General features: G+C 69.0%; 20 protein-coding genes. 7 read left to right on the forward strand and 13 right to left on the reverse strand.

Features of this window, described 5'->3' with window-relative positions; translation table 11 throughout:
- Positions 1 to 1,203 carry a GNAT family N-acetyltransferase gene (locus AC0KUR_RS14915; protein ID WP_473376100.1) on the forward strand — a complete coding sequence of 401 codons (1,203 nt, stop codon included), beginning with the start codon at positions 1 to 3 and terminating at the stop codon, positions 1,201 to 1,203.
- A 29-nt stretch (positions 1,204 to 1,232) separates the two neighbouring features.
- Here AC0KUR_RS14915 and AC0KUR_RS14920 read toward each other — a convergent pair whose 3' ends face one another.
- Both AC0KUR_RS14920 and AC0KUR_RS14925 read right to left on the reverse strand, forming a co-directional pair.
- On the reverse strand, positions 1,233 to 1,712 hold the full coding sequence (locus AC0KUR_RS14920) for a DUF3331 domain-containing protein (RefSeq protein WP_059556621.1): 480 nt from the start codon (positions 1,710 to 1,712) through the stop codon (positions 1,233 to 1,235).
- Positions 1,713 to 1,753: 41 nt separating this feature from the next.
- Positions 1,754 to 2,965, reverse strand: a complete 1,212-nt coding sequence (locus tag AC0KUR_RS14925; RefSeq protein WP_473376101.1) for an MFS transporter — start codon at positions 2,963 to 2,965, stop codon at positions 1,754 to 1,756.
- Between the two features lie 212 nt (positions 2,966 to 3,177).
- Between AC0KUR_RS14925 and AC0KUR_RS14930 the strand changes: the two genes are divergently transcribed.
- From AC0KUR_RS14930 to AC0KUR_RS14950, 5 genes are all read left to right on the forward strand, one after another.
- Complete coding sequence (locus AC0KUR_RS14930) at positions 3,178 to 3,918, forward strand: GNAT family N-acetyltransferase (protein ID WP_124608832.1); 741 nt, start codon at positions 3,178 to 3,180, stop codon at positions 3,916 to 3,918.
- Positions 3,919 to 4,266: 348 nt separating this feature from the next.
- Positions 4,267 to 5,331 carry a 2,3-butanediol dehydrogenase gene (locus tag AC0KUR_RS14935; protein WP_034191231.1) on the forward strand — a complete coding sequence of 355 codons (1,065 nt, stop codon included), beginning with the start codon at positions 4,267 to 4,269 and terminating at the stop codon, positions 5,329 to 5,331.
- A 396-nt stretch (positions 5,332 to 5,727) separates the two neighbouring features.
- On the forward strand, positions 5,728 to 7,659 hold the full coding sequence (locus AC0KUR_RS14940) for a sensor histidine kinase (protein ID WP_473376102.1): 1,932 nt from the start codon (positions 5,728 to 5,730) through the stop codon (positions 7,657 to 7,659).
- 142 nt (positions 7,660 to 7,801) lie between these two features.
- Entirely contained in the window at positions 7,802 to 8,458 is a 657-nt protein-coding gene (locus AC0KUR_RS14945; RefSeq protein ID WP_034191647.1) for a VC0807 family protein, read from the forward strand.
- Between the two features lie 104 nt (positions 8,459 to 8,562).
- On the forward strand, positions 8,563 to 9,429 hold the full coding sequence (locus AC0KUR_RS14950; RefSeq protein WP_059556624.1) for a CPBP family intramembrane glutamic endopeptidase: 867 nt from the start codon (positions 8,563 to 8,565) through the stop codon (positions 9,427 to 9,429).
- A gap of 35 nt (positions 9,430 to 9,464) precedes the next feature.
- On the opposite strand, the gene AC0KUR_RS14955 is transcribed toward AC0KUR_RS14950, so the two are convergent.
- From AC0KUR_RS14955 to AC0KUR_RS14975, 5 genes are all read right to left on the reverse strand, one after another.
- On the reverse strand, positions 9,465 to 10,445 hold the full coding sequence (locus AC0KUR_RS14955) for an aldo/keto reductase (RefSeq protein WP_059556625.1): 981 nt from the start codon (positions 10,443 to 10,445) through the stop codon (positions 9,465 to 9,467).
- 145 nt (positions 10,446 to 10,590) lie between these two features.
- Complete coding sequence (locus AC0KUR_RS14960; RefSeq protein ID WP_034191227.1) at positions 10,591 to 11,271, reverse strand: MarC family protein; 681 nt, start codon at positions 11,269 to 11,271, stop codon at positions 10,591 to 10,593.
- A 127-nt stretch (positions 11,272 to 11,398) separates the two neighbouring features.
- The gene (locus tag AC0KUR_RS14965; protein WP_059556626.1) at positions 11,399 to 12,199 is read right to left on the reverse strand and encodes an enoyl-CoA hydratase-related protein; all 801 of its coding nucleotides are present in this window, start codon (positions 12,197 to 12,199) and stop codon (positions 11,399 to 11,401) included.
- A gap of 38 nt (positions 12,200 to 12,237) precedes the next feature.
- Entirely contained in the window at positions 12,238 to 13,560 is a 1,323-nt protein-coding gene (gene paaK, locus AC0KUR_RS14970) for a phenylacetate--CoA ligase PaaK (protein ID WP_473376103.1), read from the reverse strand.
- Between the two features lie 55 nt (positions 13,561 to 13,615).
- Positions 13,616 to 15,172: a 3-hydroxyacyl-CoA dehydrogenase gene (locus tag AC0KUR_RS14975; protein ID WP_473376104.1), complete on the reverse strand. Its 1,557-nt coding sequence runs from the start codon at positions 15,170 to 15,172 to the stop codon at positions 13,616 to 13,618.
- A gap of 549 nt (positions 15,173 to 15,721) precedes the next feature.
- Here AC0KUR_RS14975 and AC0KUR_RS14980 point away from each other — a divergent pair.
- Positions 15,722 to 16,810 carry a calcium:cation antiporter gene (locus tag AC0KUR_RS14980; protein WP_034187870.1) on the forward strand — a complete coding sequence of 363 codons (1,089 nt, stop codon included), beginning with the start codon at positions 15,722 to 15,724 and terminating at the stop codon, positions 16,808 to 16,810.
- 90 nt (positions 16,811 to 16,900) lie between these two features.
- Here the strand turns inward: AC0KUR_RS14980 and AC0KUR_RS14985 are convergent, their stop codons facing one another.
- The 6 genes from AC0KUR_RS14985 to AC0KUR_RS15010 all read right to left on the reverse strand — a co-directional run bounded on the left by AC0KUR_RS14985 (position 16,901) and on the right by AC0KUR_RS15010 (position 22,415).
- A complete protein-coding gene (locus AC0KUR_RS14985; protein ID WP_124669915.1) occupies positions 16,901 to 18,034 on the reverse strand; it encodes a transporter substrate-binding and LysM peptidoglycan-binding domain-containing protein in 1,134 nt (377 codons plus the stop codon).
- A 20-nt stretch (positions 18,035 to 18,054) separates the two neighbouring features.
- A complete protein-coding gene (locus AC0KUR_RS14990; protein ID WP_034187872.1) occupies positions 18,055 to 18,825 on the reverse strand; it encodes a hypothetical protein in 771 nt (256 codons plus the stop codon).
- A 136-nt stretch (positions 18,826 to 18,961) separates the two neighbouring features.
- The gene (locus tag AC0KUR_RS14995; RefSeq protein ID WP_034187873.1) at positions 18,962 to 19,207 is read right to left on the reverse strand and encodes a hypothetical protein; all 246 of its coding nucleotides are present in this window, start codon (positions 19,205 to 19,207) and stop codon (positions 18,962 to 18,964) included.
- A gap of 255 nt (positions 19,208 to 19,462) precedes the next feature.
- Complete coding sequence (locus tag AC0KUR_RS15000; protein ID WP_473376105.1) at positions 19,463 to 20,317, reverse strand: amidohydrolase family protein; 855 nt, start codon at positions 20,315 to 20,317, stop codon at positions 19,463 to 19,465.
- On the reverse strand, positions 20,314 to 21,336 hold the full coding sequence (locus AC0KUR_RS15005) for an NAD(P)-dependent oxidoreductase (RefSeq protein ID WP_367188492.1): 1,023 nt from the start codon (positions 21,334 to 21,336) through the stop codon (positions 20,314 to 20,316). Before AC0KUR_RS15005 ends, AC0KUR_RS15000 begins: the two co-directional genes overlap by 4 nt.
- Positions 21,333 to 22,415: a LacI family DNA-binding transcriptional regulator gene (locus tag AC0KUR_RS15010; RefSeq protein WP_473376106.1), complete on the reverse strand. Its 1,083-nt coding sequence runs from the start codon at positions 22,413 to 22,415 to the stop codon at positions 21,333 to 21,335. Before AC0KUR_RS15010 ends, AC0KUR_RS15005 begins: the two co-directional genes overlap by 4 nt.
- Position 22,416: the final 1 nt, after the last annotated feature.

Consider the following 22,416-nt stretch of genomic DNA (forward strand, 5'->3'; position numbering starts at 1 on the left):
TTGTCCACGCTCACCAACGCCTTCCAGCAATCCATCGGCCACCCCGTCCCCGACTGGTCCGCGCGCCCGCGCCCGGAGCGCATCGCGCTCGAAGGCCGCTACTGCCGGCTCGAACCGCTCGACGCCGAGCGCCATGCGGCCGACCTGTACGCCGCCTACGCACAAGCGCCCGACGGCAGCGACTGGACCTATCTCGCGCACGGCCCGTACACCGACGAGGCAAGCTACCGCGACTACGCACGCGGCGCGCAGGCAAGCGCCGATCCGCTGCACTACACGGTGATCGATCGCGCCACGGGCCGCGCGGTCGGCACGCTCGCGCTGATGCGCATCGATCCGGCCAACGGCGTGATCGAAGTCGGCTCCGTCACGTTCTCGCCGCTGCTCAAGCGCACGCCGGTCTCGACCGAAGCGCAGTTCCTGCTGATGAAGTACGCGTTCGACACGCTCGGCTACCGGCGCTACGAATGGAAGTGCGACGACCTCAACGAACCGTCGCGCAAGGCGGCCGCGCGGCTCGGCTTCCGTTACGAAGGTACGTTCCGGCAGGCGATCGTCTACAAGGGCCGCAATCGCGACACCGCCTGGTTCTCGATCGTCGACGGCGAATGGCAGGACGTGCGCGCCGCGTTCGAAGCGTGGCTCGCGCCGGACAACTTCGACGCGCAGGGCAGCCAGCGCCGCTCGCTCACCGCGATCCGCCAAGCGCAGGCCGACGCGCGCGACGCGGCCAGCCGTGCGAACGACGCCACGCGCGTCACGGTACGCCCGCTCGTCGCCGCCGACGAAGCCGCGTGGCGCCCGCTGTGGCAGGGCTATCAGAAGTTCTACGACACCGCGCTGAGCGATGCGGTATTCGCCACGACGTGGGCACGCCTGATGGATCCGGCCGAACCGATGTTCGTGCTGGGCGCCTTCGACGCGTCGGGCAAGCTGGTCGGGATCGTGCATTCGATCTACCACCGTTCGTGCTGGACCGAAGGGCCATACTGCTATCTGCAGGACCTGTACACGGCCCCCGACGCGCGCGGGCAAGGCGCGGGCGGCGCGCTGATCGAGGCCGTCTACGCACGCGCCCGCGAAGCCGGCGCGAGCCGCGTGTACTGGCTCACGCACGAAACCAACACGACCGCGCGCGCACTGTACGACAAGCTCGCGAACAATGCGGGGTTCATCCAGTACCGGCACGATCTGAAGAAGTAACGCGGATTCGCGGCCGGCCGGCGTTCCGCTCAGTCGAGCACGTCGGCCGAGTCGTGCGCGTCGTCGTGCCCCGCGGCCACGTCGCGCGTCGCGGCGGCCGCGCCCGGCACCGACGCCGGGCAGATCATCTCGTCGCCATTGGCCGGCACGGGCCGCCGCACCGGCCGGAACACGGGCTCGCCCGGCGCGATCGGCTGCCCCGAGATCGCGCAGCGGCCCGGCTGCAGCGCGACGCGCAAACGCCAGCGTTGTTCGCCGTAATGGCAACGGCCGCTCTCGACCCATCGAATCAGCAGGCCGTCGTCACCGGCCTCCAGCACCGTGACGAACAGTTGCGGACGCAACGGCGAAACCGCCGCCGCGTGCTCCGGCCCCGACGCACGGCCGATCGTCACGAACGGTTGGGCGACGACGCCATCGCGCGGCGGCCTCGCTTCGTGCTCGCCATATGCAGGCGCGTCGCACGACACGTCTTCTTCGCAGGTCGGGCTTTCCAGGGTGTTGAGCATGCTTGACGAATTTCCGTGCAGGTTGAACGGCACCGGCGCACTCAGCGCCGGCCCAGCGGTTCGCGCAGCAACGCCACGCCGATCGCCGCACCGGCCGCGGCGGCCGCGAGCATCAGCCCGATGCCGCCAGGCCAGCCGAACGCACCGACGATCGCGCCGATCGCCAGCGGCCCGATCACCTGGCCAAGATAGTTGCCCTGCACGACCCAGCCGATACTGAGCGGCGCCAGCGACGGCGACGGCGCGGAACCCGGCGCACAGGCGAGAATCGTCGCGGGCAGCATCCCGGCCAGGGCCGAGAACGCGAAGCCCAGCGCGACCGCGAGCGGCGCGGGCGTCGCCGCGCCGAAGAGCCCCGCGCCGGCCGCACCGATCGCAACCGACGTCGCGGCCATCACGATTCCAGGCCGCGCACCGCGTGACAGCAACCAGCCGGCCGTCAGGTTGCCGATCACGCACGCGGCGACGATCGCCGCACTGATCAGCCCCGCCGCGCCGACCGTGACGCCGAGGCGCTGCATCAGGAACACCGGCAGGAACGTCATCACCGCGAAGAACTGCACGTTGTAGGTCGCGAAGCCCAGCGCCAGGAGCATGGTCGAGCGCGACCCGAGCACGTCGCGCAGCGCGGGCCCGATGCGTGTCGCAGCCGCCTGACGCGACGGCGTGCCGGCCGATGTCGTCACGGGTACCGCGGCCGCCGCGACGAACGTCAGGACCGCGGCCGCGAGCCAGCCGTTGCGCCAGCCGCCGAGCAGCGGCCCGACGAGCATCGACAGCGCCATGCCGGCCGGCATGAACGTGCTCCACAGGCCGAACGCGAGATTGCGCCGCTCGGGCGGCGTCACGCGATTCAGCACGGCCGGCGCGGCAACAACCACGATCACGAAACCGAGCCCTTCGGCGAAGCGCGTGGCCAGCAGCAGCGCGAAGCTGCCCGCCCACGCGCCTGCGACGCTCGACGCCCCGAGGAAAACGAGGCCCGTCGTCAGCAACCGCCGGTCGCCCCAGCGTCGCACCAGCAACCCGGCCGCGATCCCGCCGAACACGCCGACGAACGGAAACACCGACATGATCCCGCTCAGCGATGCAAGCGAGCCACCGAACTCGTGTTGCAACGACGGTAACGCGATCGTCGCCTTGCCGACGTGCAGCGCCGCTACGATGCTCGCCAGCACGACGTTCGCGACGGCGGCCCGGTAACCGCGCGACGGCAGCGCGGCGGCATCGGCCGCGACAGGCGATTCGGTCATCTCCACCTCCGTTGAAGCGGGCGCGCGCAACGGGATGTCTCACGCGCCCGCAGTCGGACTGGCGCACATGATACAAATTGAAGTTAACTTCAAGTAAAGGGGTAACTTGCGCAACGATACATTGCGGCGATCGCGACAATCGGTCGGCGCGACGGCAGCGGCATCCTGATTTAAGCTGTCGGCTTCGCCCCGACGACGTGGTGCACCGACGCATGCCGACCGCCTCCCCCGCTCCTGCCGCCCTGTTCCCGCTCGACGAAGCCTGGTCGGCGTTCCCCCGTCGCAAGGCTGCCGTGCACACGTTCATCGCCGGCTACTGCGCCGCACGCGACCGTCGCGACGCCCCGCTGCGCGACAGCCCGGACGGTCAGGTCGTGCAGTTCGACGGCGGCATGGGCCGGCCTTTCGAGCATTTCGTTATCGAGGGCGCGCCCGCCTCCGGCGACGGCCCGTTTGCGGTCGGCGCGTGGATCACGCGCTACGGCGCCGCGCCGCTGCCGCCCGCGCTGCACGGCAGGACACGCCGGCTGTCGGAAGAAACCTTCATGGCCGCCGATATCGACGTATTGTCCGGCAGCGACGCGCTCGCGCAAGCGCTCGCCTGCCACACGCCCACGGACATCGACGCGTTCAACGTCAGCGACACTTTCCCGCCGTTCCAGCCGAATCCGGCCGCGTTCCTATTCGCGCATCGCGTCGACGGGCGGATCGCTGCCACCGCGCGCTACGGCTTCGCGTCGCCGCGCGATATCGTCGTCGACCGCGTCGGGACGGCAGACGCATTCCGGCGCCGCGGCCTCGCGACGCAACTGCTGTCCGCCATCGTCGCGCACGCGCGGCAACGTGGCGCGCGGCGCGCGTGGCTCGTGTCGACCGAGGCGGGTCAGCCGCTGTACCGTGCCGCCGGCTTCACGCCGCTCGCGCCGGTCACGGTGGACGAAGTCGTCGCCTGAGCACGCAGCGCACCGCACCACGTGCTGCCGTTCGTCTCACGATCCGTCTCATCGCGGTGAGACGACTGTCCCGGCGTCTCACTCGATCCACCGTTTCTCGCGCGCAGCACATTCCGTATGCGTTGCTCGCAAAATCATTTCCCGCCGGGGGAATGAAGCATGCTGCACCGCACACATCTCCCTCCATTCGATGACCGTAACGGACACCGATCCACGCTGGCCCCGTTCCTGCATACCGGTCGAGCGCGCATTCGCGCGACGGGCGCCGCGGCAGCCATGCCACGCGCCCGACGACAACCTGACGGAGACAGCAACGTGAGTACACCGGCACCGATCACCGCCCGCAGCATGAAAGCCGCCGTCTGGCGCGGCCGCCACGACATCCGCGTCGAAGAGGTTCCCGTTCCGCAGCGCCCGCCGGCCGGCTGGGTCACGATTCGCGTGCACTGGTGCGGCATCTGCGGGTCCGACCTGCACGAATACGTCGCGGGGCCCGTGTTCATCCCGGTCGACGCGCCGCATCCGCTGACGGGACTGAAAGGCCAGTGCATCCTCGGCCACGAGTTCAGCGGCGAGATCGCCGATCTCGGCGAAGGCGTCTCCGGCTTCGCGGTCGGCGACCGCGTGACGGCCGATGCGTGCCAGCATTGCGGCACCTGCTGGTATTGCCGGCACGGGCTGTACAACATCTGCGAGAACCTCGCGTTCACCGGGCTGATGAACAACGGCGCGTTCGCCGAATTCGTCAACGTGCCGGCCGAACTGCTGTACAAGCTGCCCGACAACTTCCCGACCGAGGCCGGCGCGCTGATCGAGCCGCTCGCGGTCGGGCTGCATGCGGTGAAGAAGGCCGGCAACATCGTCGGGCAGACCGTCGTCGTGGTCGGCGCGGGCACGATCGGCCTGTGCACGATCATGTGCGCGAAGGCCGCGGGCGCCGGGCGCGTGATCGCGCTGGAGATGTCGGCCGCGCGCAAGCAGAAGGCGCTGGAAGTCGGCGCGAGCGTCGTCATCGATCCGAAGACGTCGGACGCGGTCGCGGAAGTCAAGGCGCTGACGGGTGGTTACGGCGCCGACGTGTCGTTCGAGTGCATCGGGCACACGGCCACCGCGAAGCTCGCGATCGACGTGATCCGCAAGGCCGGCAAGTCGGTGATGGTCGGCATCTTCGAGGAGCCGACGCCGTTCAACTTCTTCGACATCGTGTCGACCGAGAAGGAAGTGATCGGCTCGCTCGCCTACAACGGCGAGTTCGCGGACGTGATCCGTTTCATCGCGGACGGCCGCATCGACGTGCAGCCGCTCATCACCGGGCGCATCGCGCTCGGCGACATCGTCGCGCGCGGGTTCGAGGAACTGGTCAACCACAAGGACCGGAACGTGAAGATCATCGTGCAGCCCGCCGTTTCCTGATAGCACGCGCCTCACCGCTTCATGGCCGACCGTCGCCCGATTCCCGGGCGACGCATCCGACCGCCCTCTCCCGATTTCCCGCTGCCACCATCCGAAACGAACCGCATCTCGTTTTCCGACGCGGACACGGTTTCGAATAAACTTCGTTATCCATACAATCAACCACGACGCGCCACCTGCCTGACATGCGATCAGGGTTTCTCCCGATCAACCATGTTTCACCCGGTATCGACAGGACCGTGGCGCAAGGCGATCCTGTGCAACGCGCGATGCGGCTTCCCGGCCGCGATCGGTGCCGCCGCGAAACGGCGGCGCCCCTGTTGAACCTCACGGTGCAACGGCGCCGACAGGCCGACAATACGGCCTACCCGGGATAGCTTGCAAACATGGTGTGTCATGACCCTCTCGTTCCATCGGGATCACGCAAACAACGTTCGAACGCTGACGATCCAGCAGAAGACCCATATCGGCTTCGCGCTCGTCACCACGCTGCTGGCCGTGCTGTGCGGCACGATCATCTGGGGAAGTTTCCGGCAATACCGGCAGGAAAACGCCGACCTGCAAAGCTTCGAATTCATCCACGGCACGATGGTCGCCGCCAACCTGCTCTCGGCCGAGCGCGGCCCGACGAACGACCTGCTGGTGCGCCCGCAGAACGACGACACGACGAAACTGCGCAACCTGCTCGCCGCCCGCGACCGTTCCAACCAGGCGCTCGCGCGCTTGCGCACCGCCATCGGGCAGGCGGCCGCACTCGACGACCGCGAGCGCGGCAACCTGCTGCACGCACTCGACGCCATCCGGATCACGCTCGCCGATGCGCGCGCGGAAGTCGACGCGCTCGCCGCCCGACCGCTCGCGTCACGCACCGTTCGCGATATCCAGCACGCGCAGGCGCGCCTGTTCCGTGTCGTCGACACCGTGTCGCGGCTGATCGACGGCGCGATGGCCGACACGGCAATGCGCGATCCGCGCACGTCGGGCGCGATCCTGCTGGCGCGGCTCCTGAGCGATCTCCGGGAATACGCGGGCCGCACGGGCTCCGTGCTCATCGCGCCGATGTTCAAACGGCAGGCACTCGATCGCGCGCAGTTCGCGGACATCATGCTGATGCGCGGGCGCATCGAGCAATTGCGCGCCCTGATCGACGGCGCGATCGGCGCACAGCTCGACGATGCCGACGTCGCGCGCGAGTACGCGCAGCTCGACGCGGCGTTCGACACTCACCTGCTCCCGCTCGTCGACACGATCGTCGCGAGCGGCCGGACCGGCACTTATGCGATGAGCGCCGCCGACTTCTCGAGGACGATCGTCCCGTATTTCCGGCCATGCGAACTGCTGCGCGACCGCGTCATCGACGTCGCCCGGCGTCAGGCCGTTTCGGACCGCGACACGGCCCGGATCAAGGTCGCGATATCGGCGCTCGCGACCGCGCTCAGCGTCGCGATCCTGATCTCGCTCGCGCGCGGCACGCAGCGGCTGCTGTCGAAACCGCTCGATGCGCTCGGCCGCCGGATCGTCGCGCTCAGCGACGGCGATACGGCGCACGTCGCGATGCCGCGCGGCATCGGGCCCGAGATCGCCCGCATCCACGATGCGCTGGAGACGTTGCGCCACGCGTATGTCCGCCGCGACATGCTCGAGCGCCAGCGCAACGACATGCTGACGCTGTTCTCGCACGACATGCGCGCGCCGCTGACGTCGCTGATCATCCTGATCGACGCGCAGGAAGACCACGCGCGCGATGCACGGACGAAGCAGCAGTTCGCGAGGATCGCCAGGATCGCGCGGCACACGCTGGCGATGGCCGACGGTTTCGCACAGCTGTCGCGTGCCGAGGCCGGCGAATACGAACACGTGCCGGTCAATCTCGCCGACCTGATGAACGAGGCCCGCGACGCGGTGTGGCCGCTCGCGCACCGCAAGCACATGTCGATCGACGACGTGCCCCGACGCGACGATACGGTCGTGCCGGGCGACCCGGCCCTGCTGTCGCGCGCGCTGATCAACCTGCTGGACAACGCGATCAAGTACAGCGCGTCGCTGACGAGCGTCGAATGCCGGGTCGAGCCGGGCGCCGACGGCAAGACGGTACGCTGCACGATCCGCGACAGCGGATGCGGAATCAGCAGCGCGGACCAGACGCGGCTGTTCGAGCGTTACCGGCGCTTTCGCACCGCCGGACAACCGGAAACCAGCGGCGTCGGGCTCGGCATGGCGTTCGTCAAGGCCGTCGTCGAGCGGCATGGCGGCACGATCCAGGTGGAAAGCGCCGTGTTGCAAGGCACCGCGGTCACGATCACGCTGCCGTCGGTCGCCAACGCGTGACGCAACCGGACGCGGCAGACGGCGATTGCGGCGCCGCAGCCGCGCACGATTCTTCGATATACTGGACCGAACCCTTTTCGGGGCAACCGCGGGCCACCCCGTCCGTCGCGCGTTCGCCCCAACCTGCGTGGAATGGCGCACCGTGAAACCGCGAGCCGGACTGATACTCGAACTCTTCGTCAACCTCGTGCTGCCGTGGGTGGCCTACCGGGTCGCGCAACCGCATTTCGGCGAAACCGGCGCGCTGTACGCGTCGGCAGTCCCGCCGATCGTCTGGTCGATCGTCGAATTCGTCCGCTCGCGCCGCGTCGACGCGGTGGCGGCCATCGTGCTGCTCGGCATCGCGCTGTCGATCATCGGGATGGCGCTCGGCGGCAGCCCGCGCACGCTGCTGATGCGCGAATCGCTCGCGTCGGGCACGATCGGCGTCGTGTTCCTGCTGTCGCTGTTCCGCACACGCCCGTTGATCTTCTATCTCGCCCGCGCGACCGTGGCCCGCGAGATGGACGGCGGCGCCGCACATTTCGAAGCGGTCTGGGCCGCGCAGCCGGGGCTGCGGCAGATGCTGCGGCGGATGACGTTCGTGTGGGGCGGTGTCATGACGCTGGAAATGCTGCTGCGCTGCTGGATGGTGATGACCTGGCCGGTCGAGCGCGTGCTCGTCGTGTCGCCGATCGTCGGCTACACCGTGTTCGGCTGTCTGCTGGCGTGGACGTTCTGGTACCGGCGGCGAATGCGCGTGCGCAACAGCGTCGACATCCCGGGCCGCAACGGCGTCACCGAGACCGCCGGCCGCTGACGTCCGGCCCGCTGCCGGCTCCACCCGTTCGTCGCGCGCCGGCGGCAGTCGCGACGGCTGCTGTATGATGCGCGGCGTCTCGTCCGACCCAAGCCTGTCCCGTCATGTCCCTTTCGCTCCTTCCGTGTGCCACGATCTGGCTCGCCCTGTTCGCGGCCGCCGCATTCGCCTGGCATCGTCCGCTGCACGGCCTGAGCATCATCCTGGCGACGTTCGGCTATGCCGTCGCGCTGGCGTTCGGCAAGCTCGGGGCGCTCGCGCTGGCGCCGCTCGCGCTGCTGGCCGCGGCCGCGTGGGGCGTGCTGCCCGCACGCCCGCGCGCGGTGCGGATCGCCGCGCACGCCGTGTTTGCCGCGCTGGCGATCGCGCTGAGCCTGCACCTGATCCCCGGGTTCCACAATCCGCTCGTGATCGGCCCGACGCGCTTCACGCCGGACGCCGTGCCGTTCACGATGTACCTGAATCTCGACAAGCCGCTGGTCGGCCTGTGGCTGCTGTGGGCACTGCCGTGGGTCGCGCCCGACGTCGCCCTGCCGCGCGCGCTGCGCACCGGCGCGATGGCGGCCGTCGCGACGGCCGCCGCGTGCCTGGCCGGCGCGCTCGCGTTCGGCATGGTCGGCTGGGCGCCCAAGTGGCCGGCGTCGGGCTGGCTGTGGCTCGTGAACAACCTGTTGCTCGTGACGCTGGCCGAGGAAGCGCTGTTCCGCGGCTACGTGCAAGGCGGGCTGACGCGCGCGCTCCGCGCGTTCTCGTGGGGCCCGTGGGCCGCGCTCGCGACCGGCGCCGTGCTGTTCGGCGCCGCGCACGCGGCCGGCGGCTGGCAATGGATCGTGCTCGGCACACTGGCCGGCGCCGGCTACGGCCTCGCGTGGCGGCGCGGCGGCCTGCTCGCAGCCGCCATCGCGCATGCGGGGCTGAACGTCGTCCACTTCGGCCTGTTCACCTACCCGATGCTCGCCGCCGCGCGCTGAACGCGGTGCGCGGCGGCGCCAGCGGGGCCGCTCGATCAGTTGAACCCGGCGACCGCGTGCGGCACGTACGGGCGCTCGAGCGTGGCGATTTCGTCGTCGGTCAGCTTCAACTCGAGCGCGCCGAGTGCGTCGTCCAGCTGCTGCGGCTTCGAGATGCCGACGATCGGCGCGGTCACGCCGCGCTTCTGGGCCACCCACGCCAGGGCGACCTGCGCCCGCGGCACGTTGCGCGCGGCGGCGATCGCCGCAACGGCGTCGACGATCGCCTTGTCCGCCTCGATCGTCGCGTCGTACAGCCGCTGGCCGACGTCGTCCTTCCGCTGCCGTTCCGACGATTCGTCCCAGCTGCGCGTCAGCCGGCCGCGTGCGAGCGGGCTCCACGGAATCACCGCGATGCCTTCGTCCTCGCACAGCGGCAGCATTTCGCGCTCCTCTTCCCGATACAGCAGGTTCAGGTGGTTCTGCATGCTGACGAAGCGGGTCCAGCCGTTCTGTTTCGACATGTGCAGCGCCTTCGCGAACTGCCACGCGAACATCGACGACGCGCCGATATAGCGTGCCTTGCCGGCCTTCACGACGTCGTGCAGCGCCTCGAGCGTCTCCTCGATCGGCGTGCCGTAGTCCCAGCGGTGGATCTGGTAAAGATCGACGTAGTCGGTGCCGAGCCGCTTCAGGCTCTGGTCGATGTCCGTCATGATCGCCTTGCGCGACAGGCCGGCGCCGTTCGGCCCCGGGCGCATCCGGTAGAACACCTTGGTCGCGATCACGACGTCGTCGCGCTTCGTGAAATCGCGCAGCGCACGGCCGACGATCTCCTCCGACGTGCCGTCCGAGTACATGTTCGCGGTGTCGAAAAAGTTGATGCCAGCTTCGACCGCCCGCTGGATGATCGGCCGGCTTTCCGCTTCCGGCAGCGTCCATGGGTGCGTGCCGCGCAGCGGCTCGCCGAACGTCATGCAACCCAGCACCAGCTTCGACACGTCCAGCCCGGTCGACCCGAATTTCACGTATTCCATTGCACGCCTCGCCACTCAAGTTGGGATTGCGGCGACATGCGCGTCGCGCATCCGCCGGACGTCGCATGGTATCCCGCACCGCGCGAACGCGTACGGCACGCGCACGCGTGCAGGCTGCGTGAAAGGATGAACCGGGACGATCCGGTTACTTGGCCTGGTCGGCGATCGGCTGCAGGAACGCGGAGAAGCCGGTCAGCATGATCTGTACGCCGATGCACAGCAGCAGGAACGCCGACACGCGCTTCGCGACCTTGGTCCCTTCGCTGCCGAGGTAGCGCGCGAGCAGCGCGGAGCGGCTATAGACCTGCCAGATCACGACCGCGACGAGCACGGAGACGGCGATCGACACGATGCTCGACAGCATGAACTCCGACAGCTTGTGCGTGCGGTTCGCGTTCAGCGCGATCGCGGTGGCGATCGAGCCGGGGCCGACCGTCAGCGGCACGGTCAGCGGGAAGAACGCGCGCGTCATGATCGCGTTCGCGTCGATCGGCTTGACCGGCGTGTCGCCGCCGCCCGGGCCGCCAGGCCCGTCGGGCTCGTTCAGCATCTGCCAGCCGGCCACCGCAACCGCGAAGCCGCCGCCGATCCGCAGCGCTTCCATCGAGATGCCGAAGAAATGCAGCACCGGCGTGCCGGCGAAGAACGCGACCAGCAGCACGACGAACGAGTTGAACGCGACCTTTCTCGCGAGCAGGTCGCGCTCGTGCTCGGTGAGCGCCTCGGTCCGTTCGAGAAACAGGAACGCGATGCCGATCGGATTGATGATGCCGATCAGGCCGGTGAAGCCAAACAGGATCTCGGAGATAAGGCGGTTGACGATCATCGTGCGAAGCATCGGTCGGGGCTGGGCCGGCAGCGCGCCGGAGGTCACGCATTGTAGAGCAAGCGCCCGCGCCCGAGACGCAATTCGCGGACCGGCCCGTTTCGCCGCCGATCGGGGTCGCGCCGCCTTACTCGGCGCCCGCCTCCCAGGCCGGCGGCCGCTTCGCGAAGAACGCGGCGAAGCCCTCCTTCGCTTCCGGTGTCGCCCGCACGCGGGAAATCGTCTGCGCGGTGAATGCCGCACGCTCGTCCGACGGCGGATACTCGCCGATCGCGTCGAAGAAGCGCTTGATCTCCATCAGCGCGTGCGGGCCGTTGCGGCCCAGTTCGGCGAGCGTGCGGTCGAGCGTTTCGTCGAGCGCATCGAGCGGCACGGCCTGGTGGATCAGGCCGATCGCGACGGCTTCGGCGGCGGCGAGCTGCGTCGCGGTCAACGCGAGCCGGCGCGCCTGGCGCTGGCCGACCGCCTCGACCAGATACGGGCCGATCACGGCCGGCAGGATCCCGAAGCGCGCCTCGCTGACCGAAAAGCGCGCGTGGTCGCTCGCAATCACGATATCGCAGGCCGCGCAAAGGCCGACGCCGCCGCCGAACGCGTGGCCCTGCACGCGTGCGACCGTCGGTTTCGGGCACTGCCGGATCGCGCGCATCATCGCGGCGAACCGCTCGGCATCGCGCAGGTTCGCGGCCGCGTCGTTCGCGCTCGCCCGCTGCATCCACTGCAGGTCGGCGCCCGCGCAAAATGCGCGGCCGTCCGAACGCAGCACGATCGCGCGTACGTCGTCGCGCCGGCCGAGCGCCGTGAACGCATCGGTCAGCTCGGCGATCATCGTCTCGTCGAACGCGTTGAGCACGTCGCCGCGCTGCAGCGCGACGGTCGCGATGCCGCGCGCATCGACCGTGACGGCCAGGGTCTTCAATCCATCCATCGAACAGGTTTCCTCGGGGTGAACGGCAAATATCGGCATCAGGCGGCCTGGCGACGATCGATCACGCGACGCGCCTTGCCGGTCGCGGTGGCGGGAATGCCGCCGGCCGCCAGCACCGTCACGCCGGACGACACGCCGACCATCGTCTTGATCCGGTGCTGCAGCTCGTGCGCAAGCGCCGCGCGATCGCCGTCGGTGACGGACGCCGCCACCTCGGAGCGCAGCTCGACCGCGAGGTCGAGCCGGTCCATGTGACCGTCGCGCGACAGCGTGATCTGGAACTGGCCCGACAGCTGCGGCAGCGCGACGACGATCTCCTCGATCTGGCTCGGGAACACGTTCACGCCGCGCACGATCAGCATGTCGTCGGAGCGGCCCGTGATCTTCGCGAGACGGCGCATCGCGCGCGCGGTCGGCGGCAGCAGCGCGGTGAGGTCGCGCGTGCGGTAGCGGATCACCGGCATCGCCTCCTTCGTCAGCGACGTGAAGACGAGCTCGCCCTGGCTGCCGTCGGGCAGCACTTCGCCCGTGACGGGATCGATGATCTCCGGATAGAAATGGTCTTCCCAGATCACCGGGCCGTCCTTCGTCTCGACGCATTCGCATGCGACACCCGGGCCCATCACTTCCGACAGCCCGTAGATATCGAGCGCGTCGATGCCCACGCGCGTTTCGACCTCCTCGCGCAGCGCCTGCGTCCACGGCTCGGCGCCGAAGATGCCGATCTTCAGCGACGATTCGGCCGGGTCCATCCCCTGCCGCACCATCTCGTCGATCAGGTTCAGCATGTACGACGGCGTGACGAGGATGATCTTCGGCTCGAAATCGCGGATCAGCTGCACCTGCTTCTCGGTCTGTCCGCCCGACATCGGCACGACCATGCAGCCGAGCCGCTCGGCACCGTAGTGAATCCCGAGACCGCCCGTGAACAGGCCATAGCCGAACGCGTTGTGCAGCGTGTCGCCCGGGCGGCCGCCGGCCGCGCGGATCGAGCGCGCGGTCACGTTCGCCCAGGTGTCGATGTCGCGCGCGGTGTAGCCGACCACCGTCGGCTTGCCGGTCGTGCCGCTCGATGCATGGACGCGCACGACCTGCTCGCGCGGCACCGCGAAGAGCCCGAACGGATAGTTGTCGCGCAGGTCGTTCTTGGTCGAGAACGGGAATTTCGCGAGATCGGCGAGCGACTTCAGGTCGTCCGGATGCACGCCGGCCGCGTCGAACGTGCGGCGATAGTGCGGGACGTTGTCGTACGCGTGGCGCAGCGACCACTTGAGGCGCTCGAGCTGCAGCGCCTGCAGTTCGTCGCGGCTGGCGGTCTCGATCGGTTCGAGGGCGGCGGCGGGATGCGTCGGGTGAGTCATCGGGGTGCTCCTCCAATGGAGTGATGTCGTTATCGTGTTCGAAATGGCAAGACGATCACGACCGGAACGTCCGGCCGGCCGCGTGCAGCGCGGCGATGCGCGGCGACACGCGATAACGGTCCTCGCCGTAGCTCGCCGCCAGGTTCGACAGCACGCGAAACACGCGGCCGATGCCGATCGCATCGGCCCACGCGAGCGGGCCGCACGGGTAGTTCACGCCCTTTTCCATCGCGAGATCGAGATCGGCGGGCGAGCACACGCCCTGGTTCACCGTGTCGGCCGCCTCGTTCGCGAGCATCGCGACGGTACGCATCGCGACCATCCCCGGCACGTCGGCGACGCCGACGACGCGAAAGCCCGCCTGCTGGAACAGGCCTACCGCATCCGCATAGGCCGCGTCGCCGCACTGGAGCGCGCGCGTCAGCGCGACGAGCCCGGCCTGCGCGTAATCGCGCGCGAGGTCGACGAGCACGAGATCGGCCACGCCCGTCTGCGCGGCGCGCGCGGTGGCGGTGCGGCCGTCGGTCAGCGCGATCGACGCGCGGCCGGCCGTCGCGAGCAGGTCGTCCTGCTGCATGCCCGCCTGCCGGGCACCCGGGATGCGTTCGGCGAAGCGCGCATGCAACACGGCGGCCGGGCCGTCCTGCGCGAACAGCACGACGTCGGCCGGCGCGGCGCGCGGCGGTTCGAGATCGGGCGCGGGCGGCGTCGCCCCATCCGCATACGAATAGAAGCCGCGCCCCGACTTGCGCCCGAGGAAGCCCGCGTTCACGAGTTCCTGCTGGATCAGCGACGGCGTGTAGCGCGGATCGTTGAAGTACGCGCGGAACACCGATTCGGTGACCGCGAAGTTCACGTCGTGGCCGATCAGGTCCATCAGCTCGAACGGCCCCATCCGGAAACCGCCGGCCTCGCGCATCACCGCGTCGATCGAGGCCGGTGCGCCGCCCTGCTCGTTCAGCACGCGCAGCGCCTCCGCGTAATACGGCCGCGCGACGCGGTTCACGATGAAACCGGGCGTCGATTTCGCCATCACGGGCCGCTTGCCCCATGCGGCGGCAGTCGCGTAGAGCACTTGCGCCACATCGGCAGCGGTCGCCAGCCCGCTGACCACTTCGACGAGCGCCATCAGCGGCGCCGGATTGAAGAAATGCAGGCCGGCGACGCGCCGCGGCACGCGCAGCCCGGCCGCGATCGACGTGATCGAAATGGACGACGTGTTGGTCGCCAGCATGCAGGCGTCGTCGACATGGCGTTCGAGCGTCGCGAAGATCTCGCGCTTCACGTCGAGCCGCTCGGCCGCCGCCTCGACCACCAGCGCGGCGCCCGCGAAGTCGGCCAGCGCGCGCACCGGACGGATCCGGTTGCCCGCCGCATCGGCGTCCGCCGGTTCGAGCCGGCCTTTCTCCGCGAGTCGCATGAACTGTGCGCGGATGCCGGCGAGCGCCTTGTCGCAGGCTGCGTCGCTCAGGTCGTACAGCAGCACCGTGTGGCCGGCCGCGGCCGCGACCTGCGCGATGCCCGCCCCCATCGCGCCGGCGCCGATCACGCCGACGACGGCCGACGGCGCCAGCGCGCCCGAGTTCACCGATTGTGCAGAGGAAACAGCCATCGCTTGCGATCCGTCATGAAGTGGAGGTGCGAGCAATTATAAACCGACCGGTCGGTAGATTTATGTCAGGGCGTGCCCGAATGTGTCGTGCAAGAGACCGTTACGGAGACTGCAAAGATAAAAAATCGAAAGATCGGGGCACTTTTTGTGAACCGAAAGGTCAACGTAAGGGTTCGAATATGAGATAGTGACCCCGGAACGCCTGATAAAATTCGACAAACCGCCGGATTTCAGGGGGAAACCGCGTGTCACGCCGCCACCGCCGTCCATCGCCGGCCACCCTTGCGGGGTCGGAACCGGGCCTACGGCCCGCGCGTCGTCCCGTGGACTCGCCTCGCCGTCCGCGGCCGGCCGCCTTGAACCGTTTCATCCAGCGACGGGCTTCGGCCCGCCCGCGCCCCTCGCCGCCTCACCGCGGCGAACCCAGGGCAGCGCATTGCGCACTGCCCCCCTTCGGTTTCATCGTCCTCGTTCGGCGGATAGTACGGCCGGGCTTCGTCAACCCGTGACGGCGCGTCGCGCGCCGCCACTCGCACCAGGAAACCCTCCATGCCGCTCTCGTCCAACCAGCTCCCGCGCTGGACCCTCTTGGCCCCGCTTGCCGCCTGGCTGGTACTCGCGCTGTCGCGCGTCGTGCCGGCCGAAGGCCTCGTCATCGCGGTGCTCGCCGCCGCGCTCGCCGGCGCCGTGTTCGCCGCCGTCCATCATGCGGAAGTCGTCGCGCATCGCGTCGGCGAGCCGTTCGGCACGCTCGTGCTCGCGGTCGCCGTGACCGTCATCGAGGTCGCGCTGATCGTGTCGGTGATGCTCGGCGCGGGCCCCGAGAAATCGGGCCTCGCACGCGATACCGTGTTCGCCGCCGTGATGATCATCTGCAACGGCATCGTCGGCATCTGCCTGCTGGTCGGCGCATGGAAGCACGGCGAGCAGGACTTCCAGGGGCGCGGCGCGAGCAAGGCGCTCGCGGTACTCGCGTCGCTGTCGGTGCTGTCGCTCGTGATGCCGAACTACCTGAACGCCGCGCCGGGCCCGTTCTTCTCGAAATCGCAGCTCGCGTTCGCCGGCGTCGCGTCGCTCGTGCTGTACGGCGCGTTCGTGTTCGTGCAGACCGTACGCCACCGCGACTACTTCCTCGCCGCGCACGACAGCGCGAACGAGGCGGTGCACGCGGCAGCGCCGAGCAACCGCACCGCGGTGACCAGCATGATCCTGCTGTTCGCGAGCCTCGTCGCGGTCGTGCTGCTCGCGAAGCTGCTGTCGCCGGCCGTCGAGCATGCGGTCATGAAGCTCGGTGCGCCCGAGGCCGCGGTCGGCATCGTGATCGCCGCGCTCGTGCTGCTGCCGGAAGGGCTCGCCGCCGTCACCGCCGCGCGCGCGAACCGCCTGCAAACCAGCATGAACCTCGCGCTCGGTTCGGCGCTCGCGAGCATCGGGCTCACGATCCCGACCGTCGCGGCCGTGTTCATCTGGGTCGGCCAGCCGCTCACGCTCGGCATCGGGCCGATGGAAACCGTGCTGCTCGCGCTCACCTTGCTGGTCAGCACGCTCACGCTCAGCCAGGGGCGCACGACGGTGCTGCACGGCGTCGTTCACCTCGCGCTGTTCGCCGCGTACCTGTTCCTGTCGATCACCCATTGACGCCCGAAAACGCGCGGCCCGGCGGATCACCTCCGCCGGGCCGCGCTCGTTTACGTCCCTTCACCCGCCCGCGTTCACGTCACGCCATCGTTACCGGACCGGAATCACGAGATGCTGGCCCGCCAGGATCAGGTTCGGATTGGCAAGGTTGTTGCGGCGCTGGATCTCGCGATAGCGCTGGCCGCTGCCGAGCTTGCTCGCCGCGATCATGTTTAGCGTGTCGCCCGCCTTCACCACGTACGTATGTTCGCCCGATGCGGCCGCGGTCGTCACCGTCTGGTCGCTGACGAAGTATTTGCGCAATAGGTCGAGATACTGCGGTGACTGCTTGAGCTTCGCGATCGCGGCGTTCAGGTAGATCAGCAGATCCTGGTCGTCGGCGCGCACGCCGATCTTGTACGCGATGCTCGAGCCGTCGAGCTTGGTCACCGCGAATTTCAGGTCGGTATTCCTGATCGAGCTGACCGCGAACGGATAGTCGTAGATGAACGCGTCGACCGTGCGGCCGTCGATGCTCTTCGCGATGAACGCCGGATCGGAATCGTCGACCTCGACGAAGTGCACGTTCGGATACTGGCGCGTGACGAACGCGCGCACGTCGGGGTCGCCCTTCAGGATGCCGACCGTCTTGCCGACGAGATCGTCGGTCGAGCGGATCGCCGAGCCTTGCCGCACGATCAGCGAATAGCCGAAATCGTCGACGTACGGCACTGAATAAACGACGCCGGCCGGCGAGTTGTCCGGGAACGTCAGCCCGTCCATCGCGACGTCGACCACATGGTTCCCCTTCGCGTCGGTATCGAGCAGTTGCTTCGGCACACCCGGGTACGTGTCGACCTCGTGGCGCGTATCGACGACGACCGGCTTGCCGCCGCGCGAGAACGACGGATCCGCGAACAGCAGCCGCGCGAATTCGACGTTGAAGCCGTGCGGTGCCCCCTTGTCCTCGCCGAAGAACGGCTCGCTCGGGTTCTGCACCGAGATTCGCACGATGCCGTTCTCGGCAATCGATTTCAACGTGCTGGCCTGCGGCGTGAAGCCGGCCGGCAGCACGTTCGCCGACGGCGGTGTCTGCGCGGACTGGCCGGTGTCGACATTTTGCGCGGATGTCGAGGACGGTGCCGCGTCATGCGCGGGAATCAGCGTCGACAGGCCGCCCTGATGCACGATCCATACGCCGACGAGCACGACCAGAAACGCGATTGCGCCAAGAAGTTTTTTCATGGTTGAGGGCCTGCGGGAAGTTATTGTTGTTTGGACGGCAACTGCGCGGGGTTCGCCGCATCGAGTCCGGGCGCGCGGCCGCCGTTCAGCACCGCCTGCTGCTGCGCCTGCTTGACCTCGGGGTTATCCATCAGCGACGTCTCCATCTCGGAGAACGCCTTGTTGACCGAGCGCATCACCGAATCGACGGCCACGTCGGTCTTGATCTGCTCGAACGTATCGGACGCCTGCCGGCCCGCGAGCTTGTTCATCTTCTGCGCCGCCTGCGACATGTCCCACATCGCCTTCGCGCGGTCGATCGCCGCCGCGAAATTCTTCAGTTCGACCTGCACCTGCTTGTAGCGGCCCTCGCGAAACGCGAGCAGCTGCTTCATCGTGTCGAGCTGCGCGCGAAAGCGTGGCGCGTCGTCCGGGTACTGCTTCTCGAACAGTTCCGTCTTGCCCTCGAAGTTCTTCACCTCGGTACGAAACGCGGTGATGCTGTCCGCGAACTTCTGCGCGTCCTGGCGCTTTTCCGCGAGCTGGTTGATCAGCGTCTCGATCGGATTCGACTGCGCCTCCTCGACGATCATCTTCACCTTCTGGTTCGCGAGCTTCATCGCGACGACCGGCGCCAGATAAATCGCGCCGAGACCGATCACGCCCGCCGTGACCAGCGCGATCACCCCCTTCAGGATGAACAGCGCGGCCGGTGCCGCGATCGCGACGCCGGCGACGATGATCGCCCACTTGATCAGCTTGACCTTGCCACTCCCCGAACTGCCGTTTGCTTCATTCGAAAGCTGCGACATGAGTTTTTCTCCTGGAACCTCGAACCGAACTGCGTACGTGTGCTTTTTCAAGCTCAATCGAAATGCTTCGGACTCCGGTGCCGCCCGGCAGACAGGCAAGCCGGCGGCGCAATGCAAGGATGGGCGCGTGCGGACGTCACGAGACGCCGGTGTAGGCGCCGTTCGGAATGCGGTGATCGGGGGCGGCGTGCGACGGTGCGATGCGGCAGGCCGAACCGGCGCCGTTCATCGTCGCGGCCCGTGCGCGGACGGGAAAGTGTACCGACGTGCGGTACGAAACGGGATGACGGATACGTGACGCGGCGGGCGTCGGGTGAAGCGTCGTCGCGGCGCGCGAACGGATGCGGCGCCGGTATTCCGGTACGAGGGCGTAAAGGCTCATCGTTGTTCTTTTGCGTGTCGCGGGTGCAGGAACCGCGCGGCCGGCGCGTCCCGCTCCAAATGCACGAACGTATCCTGCGCCGACCGGCATTCAGCGTCAAGCGGTCGGCATGGCCCGTGGCTTTCCCGATCGAAAGCGTGCACCGCACGTCAACTTTCAACACCGTAAGCATGTTGCCGGCACGGCAAGCGCCCGTGCCCGGTCAGGATTGCTTGGCATCGTCCCGCAGCCTGCGGCCGGCCGGTCGACCGGCAGCTACGTCACGGCGTCGGGCGAGGTGCGCGCATCGAACCCGTAGAGCGCCGCCGGATTGTCGACGAGAATCGTACGGGCCGCCGCGTCGTCCGCGGCACAGGCGTACAGCCAGCCCAGCAGGTTTGCATCGTCGGGCACTGGCGACGCATTCGGGTGCGGCCAGTTGCTGCCCCACACGCAACGCGCCGCGTGCTCGCGCGCGAGCACCGCGGCGAGGCGCGTGACGTCGCCGTAACCGGGCGCACCGGACTGCGACGTTTCGTAAGGCGCGGACAGCTTCACCCACACGTGGCCGCGATCGAGCAGGCGCCGCAACGCGACGAACGCCGGCGCCTCCGTTTCAACCGGCGTCAGGAACTTGCCCGTGTGATCGATCACGACACGCGCCGGTAACGACGCCAGCATCGACCCGACGTCCGGCAGCGTCCGGCCGTCGAGCTGCACGTCGACGTGCCAGCCGAGCGGCGCGATCCGCGCGGCCAGGCGTTCCAGTTCGTCCCAGCGCGCGACGCCGCCTGCGAGCGTCATGAAGCGCACGCCGCGGATACCGGCCGCATGCAGCCGCTCGAGCTCGGCGTCCGGCACGTCGACCGGCACCGTCGCGACGCCGCGCGCCTGCGGGCCGAACGCGGCCAATGCGTCAAGCGTGCAGCGGTTGTCGAAGCCATAGCCGGTCGGCTGCACGACGACCACACGTGTGAGACCGAGCGCCTGTTGCATGCGCCGATACGCGTCCACCGGCGCATGCGGGGGACGGAAGGTCGCCGTCGGCGCGAGCGGATACGCATCGTCGTAGATATGGATATGGCAATCGCACGGGTTCGGCGGCCGACCGCCCGTCGTGTCGTGCGTCATCGCACGCCCCGTGCGGCAGACGCGACGGCCGAACGCCAGCGCTCCAGCCGCGTCGCCTGCGCCGCGTTGACGGCGCCGGTCGGCACGCGCCCGTCGAGCAGCGCGGCGAGCTGGTCGACCGTCTCCAGCGCCTGATGCTCGATCGCCGGCAGCGTCAGCCCGCCGATGTGCGGGGTCGCGATGACGCGCGGATGCGCGGCCAGCGCGGGCGTCGGCATCTGGTCCGCCGCGCGGCCGACGTCGAGCGCGCAGCCGGCCAGCCGGCCGCCGTCGAGCGCGTCGGCCAGCGCCTGCTCGTCGACGAGTTCGCCGCGGGACGCATTGATGAAGCACGCGCCCGGCTTCATCGCGGCGAATGCCGCCGCATCGATCAGATTCGCGGTGGCCGGCGTGGCCGGGGCAAGGCAGACGACGTAATCCGCGTCGCGCAGCAACGTGGCGGAGTCGACCTGTTCGAGCGGCCGCGCGTCGACCTGCACGTACGGATCGCTGACGAGCACGCGCATGCCGAGCGCCGTCGCGATCGGTGCGAGATGGCGCGCGATCTGCCCGTAGCCGATCAGGCCGAGCGTGCTGCCGCGCAATTCGCGCCCCATCCGGGGCGCGGGCGGCGCGCCACGATGGTACGCGTCCGCGTAGCCGCCGATCCCGCGCGCGAGGTCGATCATCGCGCCGACCACCCATTCGGCGACGGCCGGCCCGAAGCCGGGGCTCGCCTGCGTGACCAGCACGCCGAACGCGCTCGCCGCGGCGACGTCGACCGTGCGGATGTCGACCGCGCAACGCAGGAACGCGGCGAGTACCGGCAGCCCCGCGAACAGCGCGCGCGGTGCCGGGGTCTGCCGGTACGCGACGATCGCGTCGCATCCCTGCGCGGCGGCAATCAGCTCGTCCGTGTCGAGTTCGCGATCGTGCGGGTTGCAGGCGACATCCGCGATCGCGCGCAGCGCGTCGAGCGCCCTGGCGCCGAAGTAGTGGTCGATCATCCCGACCGGATGCGTGACGTAGACGCGCGTCATGCGCGGCCTCCGCTCGTGCCGGCCGCATGCGGCGGCGGCGCCACCGACGCGCGCTCGACGAGCGTCACGTCCGCGAACACGCATTGCCCGGCGGCCGACGGCGCGTCGCCCTCCTGCCGCATCACGCGCCGCACCATCTCGTCGGCCATTTCGGTAACGGGCAATTGCACCGTGGTCAGCGCCGGCCACGAGATCGCCGACAGGAAATGACCGTCCATCCCGACGACGGATACATCGTCCGGCACCCGCAACCCGCCGTCGCGCAGCCCCGCCATCAGGCCGAGCGCGAACAGGTCGTTGACCGCGACGATGCCGGTCGGCCGTGCGGGATCGGCCGCGAGCTCGACGCCGAGCGCACGCCCGACATCGACGATCACCGAATCGCCGTATTCGTTGGCGGAGCCGCCGTCGAGCACGCGCGCCTGGGTGGCGCCGCCCGCCTCGCCTGCCACGGCGAGAAAGCCGCGGATCTTGTCGCTGCGGCTCACGGTGATGCCGGCCACCGTCGCGAACGCGAGCCGCGTATGACCCGCCTCGACGAGGCGGCGCGTCGCGAGCCGCGCGGCCGCCTCGTTGTCGGCCGTCACATGGTCGACCTTCGATGGCTCGCCGGGCGTCGCGCGGCGGTCGTAGCTGACGACGGTCATCCCGCGTTCGGCCGCGCGCTCGAGGTGACTTTCGTCGGCGAGCGACGAGATCACGATCACGCGCCGCACGCCATGCGCGTAGAGATCGTCGAAGAACGACGCCTCCTTGCGCGCGTCGCGATACGTGTTGCCGATCAGCACGCGATGACCGTACTGTTCCTGCGCGCAGGCCTCGACCTCGCGCGCGATGTAGCCGTACATCGGGTTCGCCATCGACGGCACCAGCAGCCCGACGAGCGGCGTCTGCCCCGTCTTGAGCTGGCGCGCGAGCGTGCTCGGCCGGTACCGCAGCGCGTCCATCGCGGCCTTCACGCGTTCGAGCGTTTCCGGCTTCATCTGATCGGTACGGCCGTTGAGCACGTTCGAAACCGTGCTGACCGAAACGGCCGCATGACGGGCCACGTCCTGAATCGTACTCATGTCGTCTTGCATG

This window comes from Burkholderia sp. YHN3-13 (assembly GCF_055810675.1).

Bases quoted from the DNA above. Each gene is read 5' to 3' on its own strand.
- AC0KUR_RS14920 (WP_059556621.1), bottom strand. From the start codon at position 1,712: ATGCTCAACACCCTGGAAAGCCCGACCTGCGAAGAAGACGTGTCGTGC.
- AC0KUR_RS14925 (WP_473376101.1), bottom strand. From the start codon at position 2,965: ATGACCGAATCGCCTGTCGCGGCCGATGCCGCCGCGCTGCCGTCGCGC.
- AC0KUR_RS14930 (WP_124608832.1), top strand. From the start codon at position 3,178: ATGCCGACCGCCTCCCCCGCTCCTGCCGCCCTGTTCCCGCTCGACGAA.
- AC0KUR_RS14935 (WP_034191231.1), top strand. From the start codon at position 4,267: ATGAAAGCCGCCGTCTGGCGCGGCCGCCACGACATCCGCGTCGAAGAG.
- AC0KUR_RS14940 (WP_473376102.1), top strand. From the start codon at position 5,728: ATGACCCTCTCGTTCCATCGGGATCACGCAAACAACGTTCGAACGCTG.
- AC0KUR_RS14950 (WP_059556624.1), top strand. From the start codon at position 8,563: ATGTCCCTTTCGCTCCTTCCGTGTGCCACGATCTGGCTCGCCCTGTTC.
- AC0KUR_RS14955 (WP_059556625.1), bottom strand. From the start codon at position 10,445: ATGGAATACGTGAAATTCGGGTCGACCGGGCTGGACGTGTCGAAGCTG.
- AC0KUR_RS14960 (WP_034191227.1), bottom strand. From the start codon at position 11,271: ATGATCGTCAACCGCCTTATCTCCGAGATCCTGTTTGGCTTCACCGGC.
- AC0KUR_RS14965 (WP_059556626.1), bottom strand. From the start codon at position 12,199: ATGGATGGATTGAAGACCCTGGCCGTCACGGTCGATGCGCGCGGCATC.
- paaK (WP_473376103.1), bottom strand. From the start codon at position 13,560: ATGACTCACCCGACGCATCCCGCCGCCGCCCTCGAACCGATCGAGACC.
- AC0KUR_RS14975 (WP_473376104.1), bottom strand. From the start codon at position 15,172: ATGGCTGTTTCCTCTGCACAATCGGTGAACTCGGGCGCGCTGGCGCCG.
- AC0KUR_RS14980 (WP_034187870.1), top strand. From the start codon at position 15,722: ATGCCGCTCTCGTCCAACCAGCTCCCGCGCTGGACCCTCTTGGCCCCG.
- AC0KUR_RS14985 (WP_124669915.1), bottom strand. From the start codon at position 18,034: ATGAAAAAACTTCTTGGCGCAATCGCGTTTCTGGTCGTGCTCGTCGGC.
- AC0KUR_RS14990 (WP_034187872.1), bottom strand. From the start codon at position 18,825: ATGTCGCAGCTTTCGAATGAAGCAAACGGCAGTTCGGGGAGTGGCAAG.
- AC0KUR_RS14995 (WP_034187873.1), bottom strand. From the start codon at position 19,207: ATGAGCCTTTACGCCCTCGTACCGGAATACCGGCGCCGCATCCGTTCG.
- AC0KUR_RS15000 (WP_473376105.1), bottom strand. From the start codon at position 20,317: ATGACGCACGACACGACGGGCGGTCGGCCGCCGAACCCGTGCGATTGC.
- AC0KUR_RS15005 (WP_367188492.1), bottom strand. From the start codon at position 21,336: ATGACGCGCGTCTACGTCACGCATCCGGTCGGGATGATCGACCACTAC.
- AC0KUR_RS15010 (WP_473376106.1), bottom strand. From the start codon at position 22,415: ATGCAAGACGACATGAGTACGATTCAGGACGTGGCCCGTCATGCGGCC.